The organism is Microbispora cellulosiformans, assembly GCF_008728085.1.
In the GTDB taxonomy this organism is placed as follows: Bacteria; Actinomycetota; Actinomycetes; order Streptosporangiales; family Streptosporangiaceae; genus Microbispora; species Microbispora amethystogenes.
The window spans coordinates 508,418-525,921 of record NZ_VYTZ01000005.1; the positions used below are offsets into that span (position 1 = coordinate 508,418).

Below are 17,504 nucleotides of genomic sequence, written 5' to 3' on the forward strand. Positions count from 1 at the left end.
GGTGCCATGAAGGCTAGGATGCGCCTTTCGGGCGGGTCAAGATCCTCCCACGCTGTCAGATGAGGTTGTCCTCCACGGGCAGGCCGAACTCTCCCCTGCCGTACATCGCGAGGGCGCGCTCGACGTCGTTGGCGACGTGGACGCCGCCGGCGTGGGCGTCGCGCCAGGCCCGCTCGATGGGGTTGCCGCGGCGCAGGGAGTTGCCCCCCGCCGTCTTGAACAGGACGTCGATGGCCTCCAGCGCCCGCTCGGTGGCGCGGACCTGGTCCCGGCGCACCCGGAGCCGCAGCTCGGCCGGGATCGCCTCGCCTCGCACCGCGTGCTCGTAGACCTCCCGCACGTTGCGGTCGGTCTGCAGGGCCGCCGCGTCGATCTCCGAGGCCGCCCGGGCGACGGCGACCTGCGCGAACTGGTCGTCGGCGAACCGGCCGCCGCCGCCCAGGCTGAGCCGTACGCGGTCGCGCATGGCCGACACGTACGACCGGTAGCAGCCGGAGGCCATCCCGATGATCGGCGCGGTGATCGTGGTGGTGAACACGGAGCCGAACGGGATCCGGTACAGCGGGCCGGTGTTCACCTGCTGACCCGGCCCGCGCAGCCGGGCCAGGTCGTGGTTGCGCACCACCCGGTGCGCGGGCACGAAGGCGTCCTCGGCGACGATGTCGTCGCTGGCCGTGCCGCGCAGCCCGATGACGTCCCAGACGTCGTCGATCGCGTAGTCGGAGCGGGGCACCAGCACGGTCACGACGTCCGCCGGCCGGCCCGCGGCGCCCATCACGAGACCGCCGAGCAGGGCCCACGACGCGTGCCCGCAGCCGGAGGAGAACCGCCACCGGCCGGACAGGCGGTATCCCCCCTCGACCGGGACGAGCCGCCCGACCGGCGCGTACGACGAGCAGACCAGCACGCCGGGGTCGCTCCCCCAGACCTCGTCCTGGGCGGCCTCCTCGAACAGGGCGAGCTGCCAGGGGTGCACGCCGAGGACGGACACGAGCCAGCCGGTCGACCCGCACACCGCCGAGATCTCCCGCACCACCTCGTAGAAGCGCACCGGGTCGCTCTCCGCGCCGCCGTACCTCTTGGGCTGCAGCATCCGGAAGACCCCGGCCCGGGACAGCTCGCCGATCGACTCGGCGGGGACCCGCCGTTCCTCGTCGACGGCGCGGGCGCGGGCGGCGATCTCCGGCAGCAGCGCGCGTACCTCGTCCAGGACCTCGTTGCTCATGGGGGAATCCTTCGTGTCTTGGTCAGATGCCCAGCCGGGCCGCGACGCCGTCGAGCACGCAGTCGAGCCCCAGCTCGAACTGCCACTCGCCGTCGTCCTTGCGGACGCCCTCGCGGATGTAGCGCTCGAAGGCGGGGTAGCGGCCCGACTCCAGCAGCCACCTCAGGTGCGAGGAGTAGAGACCGCGCAGTTCGTCCGCCCGGGTGACGCCTTCGCGGCGCATGAGCTCGGCCAGGCCCACGTCGACCGCCACCGTCCCGTTGACGTAGGCGCCCACCGTGCCGACCACGGCCATGCGGGCGTCGGCGTCCAGGCCGAGGTCCTCCAGCGAGGCGAGCAGCCGGTCGGCCCGCGCGACGAGGTGCGGCGTGAGCTGGCCCGACCTGGCCGTCGTCCGGACCATCCAGGGGTGACGCAGCACGGCGCGCCGCAGGCCGCAGGCCGCCTCGCGCAGCGTCGTACGCCAGTCCGCCGCGGGCTCCACCTGCGCCTCCTCCGCGATGACGGCGTCGAGCATCAGCTCGATCACGTCGTCCTTGCCGCGCACGTACCGGTAGAGCCCCATGGTCGCCACACCGAGCCGTTCGGCCAGGTGGCGCATCGAGACGGCGTCGAGCCCCTCGGCGTCCGCGATCTCCACCGCCGCGGCGGCGATCTGGGCGTGGGTCAGCGCCGCGCGGGGCGGCCGGGCGGGGCGTTCCATCCGCTGCCAGATGGACTCGACGGCGTCGCCCGCGACCTCGTCCGCGCTCTTCCCGGCCATCGCCACACTCCTCACCCTCGGTGCGTGTACATCGTACCTGTACTTGTACGTCGTACGCAGTTGCGCGTACGGTGTACTCACTGCGTACGACGTACTCACTCATGGAGGAACCATGCACGGCGACGACCGGCTCAGAGTCGCGTTGATCATCGGCAGCGTCCGGGACGGACGGGTGGCGCCCCTCGTCGCGAACTGGTTCGCCGCCCAGGCCGAACGGCGCGGCGACCTCGCCCTCGACGTGATCGACCTGGCCGAGGCCCGGCTCCCCGACGGGTTGCGCGGGCACTTCGGCGGCGACCGGCCCGAGGAGGTCACGGCGCTGCGGCCCCGGGTGGACGAGGCGGACGCCTTCGTCGTCGTGACCCCCGAGTACAACCGGAGCTTCCCCGCCGCCCTCAAGCTGATGATCGACAGCTATCACCGGGAGTGGGCGGCCAAGCCCGTCGGGTTCGTCAGCTACGGCGGCGTGTCCAGCGGGCTGCGGGCGGTCGAGCAGCTCCGGCTGGTCTTCGCCGAGTTGCACGCGGTGACCGTCCGCGACTCCGTCGCGTTCCGGAGCCCCTGGACGCTGTTCGACGACGACGGCAACTGGCCGAAGGACCCCGCGGGCGCGGAGAGCGCGGCCACGACGATGCTCGACGAGCTCGTCTGGTTCGGCGGGGCCCTGCGGGCCGCCCGGGCGGCCCGGCCGTACGGCGCCTGACCCGGCCGCCCCGGCGCCCGGTCCGTCAGCCCGTCGCCGGCACCTCGCCCCTGGTTTCGGGGACCAGGCGCTCCACCGCCCGCTCCACCAGATCGTGCAGCCGGGCCTCGGGGAACACCTCGGGCAGCGTGAGCCGCTCCAGGATCAGCCAGTTCATGGCCAGGTGGAGCAGTTCCACCGTCGCGGCGTCCCCGGGAAGACCGGAGCCGAGGTGGTGACGGATGTTGGCGTCCACGTCCGCCCTGATCCGCTCGGTGAGCACGGCCCGCAGGGCCGGCCGCCGAGTCGCCTCCAGGCGCAGCTCCAGCAGGGCCAGGAATCCCGTGCGGTAGGTGCTGACCCGCTCGACCACCTCGTGGGTCAGCTCGGCGACCCTCGCCCGGCCCGTGCGCCCCTCCGGATTCCCGGCCAGGATCCCGCCCTCCGGCTCCAGCCGTTCGTAGACGCGCGCGCCCGCCTGGGTGAGCATCTCGTCCCGGTTGGCGAAGTAGTTGGAGGCCGTGCCGCCCGGCACCTGCGCCTGGGCGTCCACCGCGCGGAAGGTCAGGCCCCGCGCGCCGTCCCGGGCCAGCACCTCGATGGCCGCGTCGAGCAGCGCGGCCCGCCGCGCCGGATTCTGTCGCGCCACGATTGACACCACTCCAATTGTAGTACTATGGTCACCACTACAGATAGAGTACTTCAGTCGGAGTGATTGTATGCGAAAGCTTGTCTATTACGTCGGCGTCAGCATCGACGGCTACATCGCGGGCCCCGGCGGCGAGTTCGACTTCTTCCCAATGGAGGACACCCTGGCCTGGATCATCGACGAGTATCCGGAGACGGTGCCGAGTCACATGCGCGCGCAGATGGGCCTGGAGGCGCCGAACCGGCGCTTCGACACGGTGGTGATGGGCCGTGGAACTTACCAGCCGGCCCTCGACGCCGGCGTCACCAGCCCGTACGCGCACCTGCGGCAGTACGTGGTGTCGGCCTCGGTCCCCGAGATCGGTGATCCCCAGGTGGAGCTGGTGCGGAGCGACCCGACCGGCCTCGTGCGGCGCCTGAAGCAGGAGGAGGGCGGGGACATCTGGCTGTGCGGAGGCGGCACGCTCGCGGGCGCGCTGCTGCCGGAGATCGACGAACTGATCGTCAAGAGCTACCCGGTCGTGGCCGGTGACGGGATCTCCGCGTTCACCGGCGCCTTCCGCCCCACGCCGTTCACCCCGGCCCGGAGCCGGTCCTTGGGCAGCGGCACGACCGTGACCTGGTACGACAGGGCGTGAGCGGGCAGCCCTCCGAGGCACTGTCCGCCGAGAGTAAGTAAGGGCCGTGGTGAAGCGCTTCGGGTGGCCCGGTCCGCGCGCCCACGGTGGCCGCCCGTCCCCCGGGGTGCCGGGGACGGGCGGCCGGGCGGTGTCAGCGGGCCTCGTGGCGCCGCTGGCAGGCGATGCAGTAGCGGGCCAGGGGCCGGATCTTCAAGCGGCCGAACGGGATGGCCGCCGCGCAGTCGGCGCATCGGCCGTAGTGCCCCTCCTCCATCCGCTCCAGCGTCCGGCGCAGCTCGGTGACCGCCCGCTCGGTGGCGGCGACGTCGGCGAGCAGAGCGAGCCGGGCCGTGTCCTGCTCGCCGCCGTCGACCTCGGCGCGCAGGTCGCGCAACTGCACCTCACGCCACTGGAGCTGCTCCTCCAGCTCGGCGCGGATGAGCCGTGTCTGCGGCTCGCTGATGGCGGTGAACTCGTCACTGGTGGTCATAGTCGAGGTCCTTCACTTCGTCGGCGGAAAGGAGGGCGGCGCGGCGCGCGACCGCGGGGAGCAGGCAGGCCAGGCCCCTGACGGTCGCCTGGGCGGGATCGACGGCGGGAGTGACGGTGATCCGCAGCCCGGCGCAGAGCGCGCGGGCCAGCTCCGGATCGCGGGCACCACCGCCGGTGATCAGCAGGCCGCGCCCTCGCGCGACCCCCCGCAGGTGGGCGGGAACGCGCGCGACGAGGTCGGCGACCATGGCCACGATGCGTTCCCGCACGTACGGCGGGAACCGCGGACCGTCCGGCGGGTCGCCGGCCCAGTCCTCGGCACCGTTCTCGGCCCAGTCCTGGGCACGACCGCGGGCACGGCCGTCCGTGCCCAGCTGGACGGCCCCCGCGTCGGCGATCCGGCCGCTGCGAATGACGACGGCCTCGGCGATCCCCGCACCGGCGTCAAGGAGCAGCCGGGGCCTCGGATCATCGATGTCGACGCCGCAGCCGACCGCGGCGGCGAGCGGCTCCTCGACGATCGTGACCGGGCAGCGGGCGGCGCTGCCGACCGCCGCGCGCGCCGCGCGCCGGTCCAGCCGTGAGGCCGCCACCGGCACGCCGAGCAGCACGCGTTCCGGCGACTCCTGCCCGGCGGCCTCGCGCAGCGCGGAGCGGACCAGCCGCGCGCAGCCGGGCATGTCGGAGACCATCCCGTGCCGCACCGGCCAGTGGCGCGGCGCGGCCGGCGCGCCGACCGCGGAGGGCCGCTCCCGGATCACCGGGCTGCCGGACAGCAGCAGGCGGGTCCGCGCGGTGCCGAGGTCGAGGGCCAGGGCGGTCCCTCCGCCCGCTCCCCCACCCGTACGGGTGATGCCGTGCCCGGCCGTCATGCCGGTCGTGCCGGTCATGCCGACATCCGGGTCTCACCGGCGCAGGCGGCGCACAGCTGCACGTGCGGCGCCAGGCGGAGCCGGTCGAGCGGCAGGAACGCCTCACACTCCGTGCAGGTGCCGTAGAGGCCGAGGTCCATCCGTTCGATCGCCGCCTCGATCGCCGCGACGTCGCGGCTCGCCCGCCGTACGGCTTCGGCGGACGGGCGGACCCACGCGACAGGCGGCGTCACCTCGTGTGGTTCGCTCGCCAGGGCCAGCTCGGCCCGGGCGGCGTGCAGCCGCTCGTCGAGCAGCATGCGCAGCTCGGAGAGCTGCGCATCGTACTGCCGGCACTCCTCCATGAGAGAGCCCGGCGACCTGATCTCAGCCATGATCGGCATTACTCCAGGTGTGGGAAAAGGTGGGTGGGACGCGACGCCCCCGCACCGGCGCGAGACGGGTGTGCGAGCGGCGGCCCGGGTGACGGTCGGATCGGAGCGGGGCGAGCGGCCGGAGCCCGGCCCGCCCACGTACGCGGAACGAACGCGAGGCGGAAGCCGAACGGATACGGAACGGACGCGAGGTGCATCGCGGCGTCGGCGAGGTCGCGAGGCGGGCCCGGAACGAGTACGCACCCCGCCCCCCGACACCGCTCGGAGATGCGGCGGTGCGGTGGGACGAGCGGGCGTGCACCCGACGCGCGAAGCGGGATGCCCGCTTACGCGAAGTACCCGGCCTGCCTCGTGCCCGGAGCTGCCCGATGCGCGACTCTGCTCAGTGCCCGACCCGGCCGTGCCAGATGGCGGCCATGCCTCGTGCCTCAGCTGGGCCCTCTGCCCGGCTGGGGCCGGTCGGGGGCGTGTGCGGTTCTGGGCAGGCCGCCCGTCGCGTCGTGCGGCGGGTGCGTGGAAGTCGGCACCCGCGTCGGGGGCCATGCCACCGGCCGTGCCTCGGCTGTTTCGCAGGCCCGGTCAGAGGCCGTTTCACATGCCGTTTCACAGACGGTGTCGCGGACGCTGCCGGCGCGACGCGCGGACCGGCCCGCCTACTGGACGGGCCAGCCAGTCGGGACGGCTCGGCGACGAGATCGGGAAGGCGCCGCGGCTCGGAGCGCTCCGGGGTTCTAGACCAGCGGCGGGCTACGTGATCCGACCGTGCGATGCCCGGTTTGCTGCGGGCTGAGGATGACGTCCTCGTCGTGCCGGACGAGCGCCGGGGCGGGCGCCGGAGCCGCGACCGCGGCCACAGTGCTCCGCAGCCGCAACGACAGCGGCATGTGCTCCGAGCCGGCGCCCGCGGGCAGGGTGGCGGACTGGGGCGACCAGGCGCCCGGCGTCCACACTTCGGCGGCGGTCGCGGGCGCGTGCTGCGCGGGGTCGCCGCCGTACCAGGCGGGCGTGGAGGCGACCAGGGCGAGGCCGAGCATCAGCAGGCCCACCACCCACGTGAAGGCGGTGGACCCGCACATGTCACGTCGTGAGGTCGCCATGAGACCGACCATAGCCCACCTTCGCGAAACGGTCATCTACGTTTTCCGCCACCCGTTTCTCCCCTTATTTCCGCCCATTTCTGAAGATCGCCATATTTTTCGCCCCGTAGGAATTACGCGACTCGGCGGGTCCGGGCCGGAGCGGCTACGGTGACGTGAGACCGGGCCGTCACCGAAGGGAGGGATCGTGCGAAGCAGGCCGACCGCCGCGCTGCTGCTCCTGCTGCACGCGATCTTCCTGACCACCGGTTTCCTGACCACCGGCGGCTCGCCCGCCGCCGCGGCGATCACCGGCGCACAGGGCGCCGCAGCGATCACCGGGCGGCCGGCGGCCACGATGGGCATCGCACCTCACGCGGCCCACGCCTGGCCATCGGCGGCCGGGACCGGCGACGCCCGCTCGTCCACCCCGAGCCTCTCGACCACCGGCACCGCGACCGCCGCATCCACGGCCGCCCAACGCACAACCGCCCGGCCTGCGCGGGCGGAGAACACGAGCGCACGGGACACGACGGCGCGGCACCCGGCGACCCGGCACTGGAGGTCGCCGAGCGCGGGCCGGCCCGCCCAGAGTGACCAGCCCCGGGTCCACGCGGGCGCCAGCGGCCCCGGCGCCACCGCCGGGCCCGCCCTGCCGCCCGCCTCCGCGTCGCCGCGCGGCGGCACCCGGGTCACCCGCGCCGGACCGCGTCACGACGAAACTCCCGCCCAGCGCCCGCGCCGCACGACGGCCGCGCGGGCTCCCCCCTCCACGGCGTACTGAGGCCCCTTTCCTTCCTCGTACCCGCCTGTGGAGGCACGATGTCACGTGCGCCTTTGTGGCGCGCGGTGGCGGCGCTCGCCGTCATCGCCACCTCACTGCTGCTCGCCCTCACCATGGCCCCGCGTCTCGGTCTCGACCTGCGCGGCGGCACCCAGCTCGTCTTCGAGACGAGGGACTCTCCCACGGTCAAGGCGGACGCCGACGCCACCGACCGTGCCCTCGACGTGCTCCGGCGCCGGGCGGACGCCCTCGGAGTCGTCGATCCCACCCTGGTCCGCTCCGGCGAGAAGCGGATCATCGTGGAACTGCCCGGCGTGCTCGACCCGCGCGAGGCCGCCGAGGTCATCGGCAAGACCGCCCAGCTCAACTTCCATCCGGTGCTCGGCCCGGCCGGAGACGGCGACAAGGACGCGATCGCCGACGAGAGCGGCCAGAGGCTGAAGCTCGGCCCGGTCGCCCTCAGCGGGGCCGGTGTCACCGACGCCGCCGCCCGCACCGACCCCCAACTCGGGCCCGGCTGGTTCGTGACGATCGACTTCCGGGAGCCGGGCCCCTGGCGGGAGCTGACCGGCAAGGCGGCCTGCGAACCGGCCGGCGATCCCAGGCGCAGGGTCGCCATCGTGCTCGACGACGAGATCATCTCCTCACCCCAGGTGGACGAGACGGTGGCCTGCGGGGCGGGCATCTCCGGCGGCACCACCCAGATCACCGGGTCGTTCTCCGCCGAGGAGGCGCAGAACCTCGCCGTGCTCGTCAAGGGCGGTTCGCTGCCGGTGCCCCTGGAGCTGGTCGAGCAGCGTACGGTCGGCCCGACCCTCGGCGCCGACGCGATCGCGGCGAGCGCCAAGGCGGGCGTCGCCGGGGTGATCCTCACCGCGGTCTTCATCGGCCTCGTCTACCGCCTGGTGGGCCTGCTGGCCGCGGTCGCGCTGGCCTGCTACGGCCTGATCTCGTACGCGGGACTGGTGGCGATGGGCGCCACGCTCACGCTGCCCGGCCTGGCCGGGTTCGTCCTGGCGATCGGCATGGCGGTGGACGCCAACGTGCTGGTCTTCGAACGGGCCAGGGAGGAGTACGGCGCGTCGCCCCGCCGGGGCCTCAGGGCGGCCCTCGACCGGGGGTTCAAGAACGCCTGGAGCGCGATCGCCGACTCCAACATCACCACCCTGCTCGCCGCCGGGCTGCTGTTCTGGCTGGCCTCGGGACCGGTGAAGGGCTTCGGCGTGACGCTGGCCATCGGCGTGCTCGCCTCACTGGTCTCGGCCATGCTGATCACCCGGGTGCTCGCCTCCGCCCTGATCGGCAGGGCCGGCCCGGGAGTCTCGGGCCTCGGCTCGATCGGCCGGGTCAGGACCTGGCTGACCCGGCGTGATCCCGACCTGATGCGGGCGGGGCGGCGCTGGCTCGCCGTCGCGGCCGGGCTACTCGTGCTGGTGGGCGCGGGGCTGGTCACCCGCGGACTGAACTACGGCGTCGAGTTCACCGGCGGGCGGATCGTGGAGTTCGCCACGAGCAGGCCGGTCGACGTCACCGCGGCCCGGCAGGCGGTGTCGGACGCCGGGTTCCCCACCGCCGTGGTGCAGCGGTCGGACGACGCGATCTCCGTACGGACCGGGCAGATCACCGCCGACGACGTCGTCCGCGTCGAGGAGGCCCTGGACCGGAGCGTCGGGGACGTCACCAAGCAGCGCGACGAGCTCGTCGGGCCGAGCCTGGGCGCGGAGCTGCGCCGCAACGCGCTCATCGCGCTCGGCGTCGCGCTCGCGGCCCAGCTCGCCTACCTGGCGTTCCGCTTCCGATGGACGTTCGGCGCCGCCGCCGTGGCGGCGCTGTTCGTGGACGCGGCCGTCGTCGTCGGCGCGTTCGCCTGGATGGGCAAGCCGATCGACGGCGTCTTCCTGGCCGCGATGCTGACGATCATCGGATACTCGGTCAACGACAAGGTCGTGCTCTTCGACCGGGTCCGAGAGCTGTGGCCGGTGTCGCGGGGGACGCCCTTCGGGCGGGTGGTGAACACGGCGATCCTGCAGACCGTGCCGCGTACGGTCAACACGGGGCTCGGCGCGTTGTTCATCCTGGCGGCGCTGGCGGTGTTCGGCGGCGACTCGCTGCGCGACTTCGCGATCGCCCTGTTGATCGGCATCGTCGTGGGCACGCTGTCGTCGTCGTTCGTGGCGGGGCCGGCGGCGATCGAGCTGGAGCGGCGCGCCGGTCAGCCGCCGCCCGCGCCCGCCGCACCCCGTCGCCGCCCCGTGGCGCGCGACGGATCCGGCGCGGTGGTCTGAATCTGAAGTGGTCCGAATCTGAAGTGGTCTGAGCGGGGCTTTCCCGGGGCGGGCGGCGCTCGCCCCGGGAACGGGCCTCAGGGACGGCCGAGTGCGCGCAGCTCGACCGGGCTCAGCGAGGAGACGTTCTGGTCGATCGGTGAGTCGGTGTACTGGTGGATCGCCCAGCTCGTCCAGTCGGCCGGCGGGCTGATGTCGCCCGGGTCCCGGCTGTAGTGGGCCACCCACAGCGGATAGTCACCCAGGCCCTGGCCGTACTTGTCGGCGAAGTTCCAGCCGCTGTAGAACATCGGCCTGACACCGGTCTTGGCGGTCACGTACTCCAGCCACTTCCTGGCCCAGGCGTTGACGCGTTCCACCGACTGGCCGTCGGCGGTCTCCAGGTCGAGCACGAGGATGTCGCCCCGCTTGCCCGGCTGCGCGTTCACCACGCGGAGGAAGTGGTCGGCCTCGGCGATCGGGTCGTTGGAGGGATGGCCGTAGTGGTAGACGCCGCGGACGATCCCCTTCTTGTCCAGCTCGCGCCAGTGCCGGGGGAAGGACGAGTCGACCCAGTCCAGGCCCTCGGTGGCCTTGATGAAGCCGAACTGCGCCCGGCTGTTGATCCAGTCGTGGTCGGCCTCGTAGCCGGAGACGTCCTGGCCGTACGTGTGCGGGTTCGCGTAGGCGGGAGCGGGCGCCGCCGCGGTGGCGGCGAGCGTGGCGGCGGTGAGGGTGGCCGTGCCGGCCGAGACCGCGAGTGCCGCCGCGGCGAGGGCGGCGCGCAGGCGGCGGCCGGAAGGCCGCATGGCGGGAGAGAACCTGAGGGTGGGCATGACGCGGGTGGAGCTCCTTGCTTCCATGCCGCCTACCGGGTTAGCTGACGGGTTCGGGCAGGAAGTGCCCTACGAGCGCATCTGGGGGCCTGCGCAGCGATTCACCCCGAAAAGTGGGTCCCCGGCTCCGCGGAACGCGGACTCGGCGGCCGCGCGCCCTGGTGAGCGCACGGTCCGGGCAACGACACGGCAACGGAGGCGACGCGGAGGTCACCGGCATCCATGCCGTGGCACCTAAAGGTACATACGGCGCAACAATGGTGTAAACCTGACAAAACATGTTTTTACCTGGGCAGACTCGTCGTACAGACCGCCCGCTGGACGGGATCCCGTGCGAAGCGGCGCCGAGGGGGTTTGTAAGTTCGTGACCTGAGCGCTGAGTCACCGGACCAGAGCCGCACCAGCACCGCACCAGAGGCACCGGACCGCACGCGAAAGGTGAACCCATGACCGCAGCTTCCGCCGGCCCCGGCCTCGGCGACCCCGGCTCCGGCGACGTGCCGCCGCCGTCGCCCGCGGAGTTCCGGCGCGCGCTCGGCATGTTCGCGACCGGCGTGACCGTGGTCACGGGCCTGGACGACGGAGAGCCGGTGGGGTTCGCCTGCCAGTCGTTCGCGTCGGTGTCTCTCGAACCACCGCTCGTCCTCTTCTGCGCCGACCACAAGGGCCGCGCCTGGCCGCGGATCAGGACGTCCGGCCGCTTCTGCGTCAACGTCCTCGGCGAGGAGCAGGTAGACGTGTGCGCGAGGTTCGGATCGAGCAACGGCGACAAGTTCGCCGGGCTCGCCTGGGACCTGTCCCGCTGGGGCACGCCCGCCCTGCGGGACGTGCTGCTGCGCGTCCACGGCGAGGTGCGGGAGGTGCACGTGGCCGGAGACCACGACGTGGTGATCGGCCTGGTCCGCGAACTCGAACCCGTCCATCCGGAGCAGCGGCCGATGCTGTTCTTCCGCGGCAGGTTCGGCGTCTACCACGACGACCCCGCCACGGCGCTCGGCCCCAACCTCTGGGGCTGGGGCGACCACTGGGGGTGACGCGGCGGCGCGGGAGCGACGCGGGGGGCAAGGCGGTGACCTGCGGGTGACTTGATAGCCTGCCTGCTCCGCGAGATCGGCGGACAGGCGGCGAATCGGGGGCCTGATGCGGGAAGGGCGGGTGCGGCTCGGCGCAGCGCTGGACACGGCCGGGATCCTGTTCGCCGCGATCTTCTTCTGCCTGTCCCTCACGCCGTCGCTGCTGCCCCGCTCGTGGCCGCTGCAGGGGATCATCGCGGGGGTGCTGACCGCGACCGGATACCTGGCCGGCGTGACCGCCGGCGCCCTGACCCGCCGGAGCGCCGCCCCGGTCGCCCGCCGGTGTCCCGAGGCCCGGCGCGAGAGGTGGCGCGAGGGATGGCGCCGTACGGGACGGCGGCGGGTGCGCCGCCTGGTCGCGACGTTCGGCTGCGGGCTGGGCGCCGCGTCGCTGGTCCTCGGCGTACGCGCCCAGCGGGCCATCTACCCGCTGATGGGGCTGCGCCCGCCGGAACGGCTCGGCTACCTCGGCGTGCCGTTCGTCGCGGCGGCGGTGTTCCTGCTCCTGCTGGCCGCCGCCCGGGCGCTGCGCGTCGCGGCCCGGGCGCTCGGAGGCGTGCTCGGCCGATGGATCCCCGCCACGGCGGCGCGGCTGGCCGCGGGGCTCGGCGTGGGCGTGCTGGCCGTCCTGCTCACCGACGGGATCCTCAGCGAGGCGCTGCTCAGAGGGGCCGACAACAGCTTCGCGGCGATCAACAGCGAGACCGCCCCCGGCACCTCGCCGCCCCGGTCCGCCACCGTCTCTGGCGGCCCCTCCTCCCTCGTCTCCTTCGCGTCGCTCGGCCTGGAGGGCCGGGCGTTCGTCGCCGGCGCCCCCGCCGTCGGGGAGCTGAGCGGTTTCACCGGGCGGCCCGCGCTCCCGCCGGTCCGGGTCTACGCGGGGCTCGACTCGGCCGCGACCGCCCGCGAGCGGGCCGCCCTCGCCGTACGGGAACTGGACCGGACCGGCGCGTTCCGCCGCGCGGTGCTGTGCGTGATCACGACGACGGGCACGGGCTGGGTGGACCCCCAGGCGGCCGCCGCCCTGGAGTTCATGTACGGAGGAGACACCGCGCTGGTCTCGATTCAGTACTCCTACCTGCCGAGCTGGCTGTCGTTCCTGGTGGACCGCGAGCGCGTCACGGCGGCGGGGCGTGAGCTGTTCGGCCAGGTGTACGCCCGGTGGACGCGGCTGCCCGCCGGTCACCGGCCCCGGCTGCTGGTGTTCGGGGAGAGCCTGGGGGCGTTCGGCGCGGAGTCGGCCTTCCGCGACGACCGCGACCTGCGCGTGCGCACCGGCGGCGCGCTGTTCGTCGGGCCGCCCGACAGCAGCCCGCTGTGGCGGCGGTTCGTGGACGACCGCGACCCGGGCAGCCGGGAGGTGCTGCCCGTCTACCGGGACGGCGAGACCGTGCGCTTCGCCAACGGGCCCGCCGACCTGGCCGCGCCCGCCTCCGCCTGGGCCGGGTCGCGGGTGGTCTACCTCCAGCACCCCTCGGATCCGATCGTGTGGTGGACCCCGCGGCTGGTCCTCGGCCGCCCGGACTGGCTGGAGGAACGGCGCGGCGACGACGTGCTGCCCTGGATCCGCTGGTATCCGTTCGTCACGTTCTGGCAGGTCACCGCGGATCTGGTGTTCTCCCTCGACGCGCCGCCCGGCCACGGTCACGACTACGACGGCGAGATGGCCGCCGCCTGGGCGCGGATCGCGCCGCCGGAAGGCTGGGACGACGCGCGGACCACCGCCCTGACCACGCTCCTGTCGCGGCGCCAGGGCGGCTCGGGCTGAACGGGTCAGCCGGGCAGCTCAGCCGGGCAGGGAGCCGAGCCAGCCGAGCAGCCGGTTGCCCTCGCGTGTCATGATCTCGGGGTCGCGCAGCGCGTTGGCCAGCAGCGACATGCCCTGATAGGCGCTCACCAGGGTCAGCGCCAGCCCGTCGGGCTCGGGCAGGCCCAGCTCGCGGAACTGGCGCTCGGCCCAGTCGAGCAGCAGCCGGATCACCTTCCCCGCCTCCGCGTCCAGCCCGCCCTCGCCGCGTTTGTCCAGCTCGGCGGCGAGCGTGCCGGTCGGGCAGCCCCATCGCGCCGCGACGTCGCGCTGCCCGATCCAGGTCTCCACCAGCCCCTTGAGCCGCTCACGCGGATCGGGCAGCCGCTCCAGCCGTCCGGTGAGCTCCGCGAGATGCCGGGCGTGTTCGTCGAGCGCGGCGGCGACCAGCTCGTCCTTGGTCTTGAAGTAGTAGTACACGTTGCCCACCGGGACGCCGGCGGCGCGGGCGATGTCGGCGATGGTGGTGCGCTCGGCGCCCTGCCGGTGCACCACCTCGGCGGCGGCGGCCGTGAGCCGCCGCCGCTTCGCGCTCGTGGCCCGTACGCGGGAGACGGTCGAGTCAGTCACCTGACTGACTATAGGCGCGTCCCGTGCTACGGTTGGTTCTGAGTCAGTCAACTAACTAACTCAAAGGAGATCATCATGATCGTTGTCACGGGAGCCACCGGGAACGTCGGCCGGGTCCTGGTCCGGCTCCTGGCGGAGGCGGGCGAGGACGTCACCGCCGTCGCCCGCCGCGTCTCCGCCGCCGACGTGCCCGAGGGGGTCCGTACGGTCGCCGCGGACCTGGCCGATCCGGCCGGCCTGCGCCCCGCGCTGGAGGGGGCGGACGCCCTGTTCCTGGTGACGCCGGGCGACTACCTGGCCCTGGGCGGGAACGTGCGGCCGATCCTCCGCACCGCGGGGGAGGCCGGGGTGCGCCGGGTCGTCCTGCTGTCCTCCCAGTCCGCCGGGACGCGCCCGCTCTCCCCGGGCCACGGCCGGCGGGCGCTGGACGACGAGACCGAGGTCAGGAACTCGGGGCTGGAATGGACGATCCTGCGGCCGGGCGGCTTCGCCTCCAACGCCTTCGCCTGGGCGGAGTCCGTCCGCCTGCGCCGCGCGGTGACCGCCCCGTTCGGAGACGTCGCGCTGCCCGTCATCGATCCCGGCGACATCGCCGAGGTCGCGGCGGCGGCCCTGCGGGAGCCCGGCCACGACGGCCGGGTCTACGAGCTCACCGGGCCGGAGCGGGTCTCTCCCCGCCAGATCGCCGCCGCCCTCGGCGACGCGCTCGGTGAACCCGTGCGGTTCACCGAGCAGAGCCGCGACGAGGCACGCGCGCTGATGGCGGCCTTCATGCCCGAGGAGGTGGCCGACGGCACCCTGGCCATCCTCGGCGAGCCGACCCCCGGCGAGCGGCGGGTCAGCCCGGAGGTCGAGCGGGTCCTCGGCCGCGCGCCGCGCCCGTTCTCGGACTGGGCGCGGCGCAACGCGGCCGCCTTCCGCTAGCGCCGCCGCACCGGGGTCACCAGTTGGCCGGCAGGCCCGGCGTCGTGGCGGGCAGCCGGTGGCCCGGCGGGTGGATGACGTACACGATCCCGCCGCTGCCGGTGCTGCGCAGCCAGACGTTCTCGAAGTTCGCCCGGGGATAGACCCGCCGCACCGCAGCGTCGTCCCGCGAGGCGGGGTCGTTGGCGATCACGTCGCCCGTGGCGGTGAAGCCGATGATCACCATGAGGTGGCCGTTCGTGCTGTATCCCGCGCCGGGCAGTTCCTCCGCCTTGAACGACTGGGAGGTGACGACCGGGACGCCCGCCCTGATCAGCCGCTCCAGCTCGGTCAGCGAGCGCAGCCGGGTGACGAACCCCTCCATGCCGTACCGCCCGGCGTAGGCGGTGTTGAACGGCCAGTTGCCCGTGCCCTCGTACGCGTAGTCGTAGGTGTATCGGGCCGCGTAGTCGACCTCGGGGTCGGGATCGGAGGGGTCCACCCAGGAGGTGTCCCGCTCGCTGGGCCACCTGCCCCAGTAGCCGAGCGCCATGGTGGTCGAGGTCGGGCTGCACCAGGCCTCTCCCCCGCCGTCCCACTGCGGGTAGTGGCCCTCGTGGACGTTCTGCGAACGGCGCGGCACGGGCAGTTCGACGCCCCACGCGACGCCACCCGGGCTCACCGGCACGGTCTCCCGGTCCGGCACGGCGGAGGCCATCGCGCCGAGCGTGCGGACCACCGGCCGTACGGCCGAGCCCGGCGTGCGGTACAAGGTCACACGCAACTGGTACGCGGTGATCGCCCTGCCCGCCGCGGCCACGAAGGTGTCGACCGAGACCGTGCCGTCGGCGTCGCGCTGCCCCGGCAGCGACGTGCGGCGGATGTCCTCGTCGCCGTACGCCCAGCGGCCGAGGACGTACCACTTCGTCTGCCCGGCGGCGTGGCGGCCGCGCATCTCGACCTGCAGCCAGCTTCCGGCCGGGACGTCGGCGGTCCACGAGGCCACCAGTTCGGTGGCGGCGAACCCGACCGGGCGCTCGGGGCCGGTCCACCGGGCGTACTCCCAGCTCTTCGTGCCGAGCGCGTCGGTGTAGGAGATCGTGCCCACGGGGGCGGCGAAGGAGAGGGTCTTCCCCGCCTTCACGCCCTCCCGTGTGCCGGGGCCGAAGACGGCCCGCTGGTAGACGACGTCGACGCCGCCGGGCGGGGGTTTGGTCCCGGCCACGGCGGCGGTGGCCGGGGAGGGGACGGTGAGGACGGCGGACAGGAGCGTGAACAGGAGGGTGGACAGGAACGCGGTCGGCACGCGCATGGCTCACCTCGGGGTCTCGTCGGCGTCCTCGACGGTAGGCAACCCGGCGGCCGGACGCATCGGCAGGAATACGTATCCGGGCCCGCGACAGCGGCACACGCCTGGTCCCTCACCGCGCTACCAGTTATTTCTCAAACCTCCAGAAGTCACATTAGTCACGCGCTTTGCCGATTCTTTGCTGTTAATCATCCGAAGTGCAGGAATCGTCATGGCACGCTGAAACGCATGCCGACCCGCAAGCTTTTCCTTGGTGCCTCCATGGCGGCCTTTGCCCTGTTCACGGGGGTCGCGTCGCCCGCGCTCGCGCAGCCCGCCACGGCCGCCCCCAGCCTGGCCGCCGCCTCGGTCCGCGAACACGCCCCGGCGTTTCCCGCGTACGCGGCGCCGCACGCGTACGGCCGGGCCGTCTATCTTTTCGACGCGACCACGGGGCAGGAACTGCTGGACAAGAACGCCGCCGAGCGGATGCCGGTCGCCAGCCTCACCAAGATCATGACCGCCTACGTCGTGCTGCGCGAGGCGAACCTGTCCGACGAGGTGACGATCAAGCGTGAGGACGTCGCCTACGCGGAGGCCAACGACGGCACCACGGCCGATCTGGAGCCCGGCGACAGCCTCCCGGTCGGGGAACTGCTCTACGCGCTGATGCTCCCCTCGGGCGCGGACGCCGCGCACGCCCTGGCCCGCGTGTACGGCCCGGGAGTGGCCGGCTTCACGGCCAAGATGAACGCCGCCGCCAAGAGCCTCGGGCTGAACGACACGCACTACGTCAACGCCGACGGGCTGCCCACACGCGACGGCGACGGCTACTCCACCGCCCGCGACCAGGCCCGCCTCGCGGCGATCACGCTGCGCGACCCGGTCTTCACAGAGATCACCTCGACCCGGCACCACTCGACCGACGACGGCAGGTACGACTGGTCCAACACCAACCACATGCTCGGCCTGCCCGGCGCGATCGGCGTGAAGACCGGCTTCACCAACGCCGCCGGGTTCTGCCTGGCGTTCGCGGCCGACCGCCACGACCACCGGCTGATCGGCGTCATCCTCGGCGAGGACGTCTCCAGCCGCCGCTGGGACACCGCCGGATCTCTGCTCGACTGGGCGGCCGAAAGCTGATTTGTTCACCAGGAAAGGTGGCGTCCGGAAAACCTTCCGGAAAAGAGGGCCTTCCCACACCGGCGGAACGCGGTTAGTTTCCCG

Annotated in this window: 18 protein-coding genes and 1 riboswitch; of the genes, 8 read left to right on the top strand and 10 right to left on the bottom strand. The window is 73.3% G+C overall.

The features are described from left to right. Positions 1–55 precede the first annotated feature (55 nt). Together hsaA and F5972_RS16600 are read right to left on the bottom strand one after the other, a co-directional pair. Positions 56–1,225: a 3-hydroxy-9,10-secoandrosta-1,3,5(10)-triene-9,17-dione monooxygenase oxygenase subunit gene (gene hsaA, locus F5972_RS16595; protein WP_150934369.1), complete on the bottom strand. Its 1,170-nt coding sequence runs from the start codon at positions 1,223–1,225 to the stop codon at positions 56–58. A 22-nt stretch (positions 1,226–1,247) separates the two neighbouring features. Continuing rightward, positions 1,248–1,988: a TetR/AcrR family transcriptional regulator gene (locus F5972_RS16600; RefSeq protein WP_150934370.1), complete on the bottom strand. Its 741-nt coding sequence runs from the start codon at positions 1,986–1,988 to the stop codon at positions 1,248–1,250. A gap of 112 nt (positions 1,989–2,100) precedes the next feature. Between F5972_RS16600 and F5972_RS16605 the strand changes: the two genes are divergently transcribed. Then, on the top strand, positions 2,101–2,691 hold the full coding sequence (locus tag F5972_RS16605; protein WP_150934371.1) for an NADPH-dependent FMN reductase: 591 nt from the start codon (positions 2,101–2,103) through the stop codon (positions 2,689–2,691). 25 nt (positions 2,692–2,716) lie between these two features. Here F5972_RS16605 and F5972_RS16610 read toward each other — a convergent pair whose 3' ends face one another. Further along, a complete protein-coding gene (locus F5972_RS16610) occupies positions 2,717–3,319 on the bottom strand; it encodes a TetR/AcrR family transcriptional regulator (protein WP_150934372.1) in 603 nt (200 codons plus the stop codon). A 70-nt stretch (positions 3,320–3,389) separates the two neighbouring features. On the opposite strand from F5972_RS16610, the gene F5972_RS16615 reads away from it, so the two are divergent. Continuing rightward, complete coding sequence (locus F5972_RS16615) at positions 3,390–3,956, top strand: dihydrofolate reductase family protein (RefSeq protein ID WP_150934373.1); 567 nt, start codon at positions 3,390–3,392, stop codon at positions 3,954–3,956. 133 nt (positions 3,957–4,089) lie between these two features. Here F5972_RS16615 and F5972_RS16620 read toward each other — a convergent pair whose 3' ends face one another. From F5972_RS16620 to F5972_RS16635, 4 genes are all read right to left on the bottom strand, one after another. Continuing rightward, a complete protein-coding gene (locus tag F5972_RS16620; RefSeq protein ID WP_150934374.1) occupies positions 4,090–4,428 on the bottom strand; it encodes a TraR/DksA family transcriptional regulator in 339 nt (112 codons plus the stop codon). After that, entirely contained in the window at positions 4,415–5,320 is a 906-nt protein-coding gene (locus tag F5972_RS16625) for a rod shape-determining protein (protein ID WP_150934375.1), read from the bottom strand. The genes F5972_RS16620 and F5972_RS16625 overlap by 14 nt, the downstream gene beginning before the upstream one ends. Continuing rightward, positions 5,317–5,676 carry a TraR/DksA family transcriptional regulator gene (locus F5972_RS16630; RefSeq protein WP_150934376.1) on the bottom strand — a complete coding sequence of 120 codons (360 nt, stop codon included), beginning with the start codon at positions 5,674–5,676 and terminating at the stop codon, positions 5,317–5,319. Before F5972_RS16630 ends, F5972_RS16625 begins: the two co-directional genes overlap by 4 nt. A 731-nt stretch (positions 5,677–6,407) precedes the next feature. Further along, positions 6,408–6,773 carry a hypothetical protein gene (locus tag F5972_RS16635; protein ID WP_150934377.1) on the bottom strand — a complete coding sequence of 122 codons (366 nt, stop codon included), beginning with the start codon at positions 6,771–6,773 and terminating at the stop codon, positions 6,408–6,410. A 187-nt stretch (positions 6,774–6,960) separates the two neighbouring features. On the opposite strand from F5972_RS16635, the gene F5972_RS16640 reads away from it, so the two are divergent. Together F5972_RS16640 and secD are read left to right on the top strand one after the other, a co-directional pair. Further along, positions 6,961–7,536, top strand: coding sequence for a hypothetical protein (locus F5972_RS16640; protein WP_150934378.1), 576 nt, complete (start codon positions 6,961–6,963; stop codon positions 7,534–7,536). A gap of 38 nt (positions 7,537–7,574) precedes the next feature. Continuing rightward, positions 7,575–9,821, top strand: a complete 2,247-nt coding sequence (gene secD, locus F5972_RS16645; RefSeq protein WP_150934379.1) for a protein translocase subunit SecD — start codon at positions 7,575–7,577, stop codon at positions 9,819–9,821. A 77-nt stretch (positions 9,822–9,898) separates the two neighbouring features. On the opposite strand, the gene F5972_RS16650 is transcribed toward secD, so the two are convergent. Then, on the bottom strand, positions 9,899–10,636 hold the full coding sequence (locus F5972_RS16650) for a glycoside hydrolase family 25 protein (protein WP_150934380.1): 738 nt from the start codon (positions 10,634–10,636) through the stop codon (positions 9,899–9,901). Between the two features lie 14 nt (positions 10,637–10,650). After that, a riboswitch (cyclic di-AMP (ydaO/yuaA leader) is annotated at positions 10,651–10,794 on the bottom strand. A 288-nt stretch (positions 10,795–11,082) separates the two neighbouring features. Here F5972_RS16650 and F5972_RS16655 point away from each other — a divergent pair. Both F5972_RS16655 and F5972_RS16660 read left to right on the top strand, forming a co-directional pair. Then, positions 11,083–11,670, top strand: a complete 588-nt coding sequence (locus F5972_RS16655; RefSeq protein WP_150934381.1) for a flavin reductase family protein — start codon at positions 11,083–11,085, stop codon at positions 11,668–11,670. Positions 11,671–11,791: 121 nt separating this feature from the next. Then, complete coding sequence (locus tag F5972_RS16660; RefSeq protein WP_225311544.1) at positions 11,792–13,477, top strand: alpha/beta hydrolase; 1,686 nt, start codon at positions 11,792–11,794, stop codon at positions 13,475–13,477. 18 nt (positions 13,478–13,495) lie between these two features. Here the strand turns inward: F5972_RS16660 and F5972_RS16665 are convergent, their stop codons facing one another. After that, positions 13,496–14,086, bottom strand: a complete 591-nt coding sequence (locus tag F5972_RS16665) for a TetR/AcrR family transcriptional regulator (RefSeq protein WP_150934383.1) — start codon at positions 14,084–14,086, stop codon at positions 13,496–13,498. Positions 14,087–14,161: 75 nt separating this feature from the next. Here F5972_RS16665 and F5972_RS16670 point away from each other — a divergent pair, with 75 nt between their 5' ends. Further along, on the top strand, positions 14,162–15,010 hold the full coding sequence (locus F5972_RS16670; RefSeq protein WP_150934384.1) for an NAD(P)H-binding protein: 849 nt from the start codon (positions 14,162–14,164) through the stop codon (positions 15,008–15,010). Between the two features lie 16 nt (positions 15,011–15,026). Here F5972_RS16670 and F5972_RS16675 read toward each other — a convergent pair whose 3' ends face one another. Beyond that, a complete protein-coding gene (locus F5972_RS16675) occupies positions 15,027–16,301 on the bottom strand; it encodes a C39 family peptidase (RefSeq protein WP_150934385.1) in 1,275 nt (424 codons plus the stop codon). A gap of 258 nt (positions 16,302–16,559) precedes the next feature. Here F5972_RS16675 and F5972_RS16680 point away from each other — a divergent pair, with 258 nt between their 5' ends. Further along, entirely contained in the window at positions 16,560–17,420 is an 861-nt protein-coding gene (locus F5972_RS16680) for a D-alanyl-D-alanine carboxypeptidase family protein (RefSeq protein ID WP_225311545.1), read from the top strand. Positions 17,421–17,504: the final 84 nt, after the last annotated feature.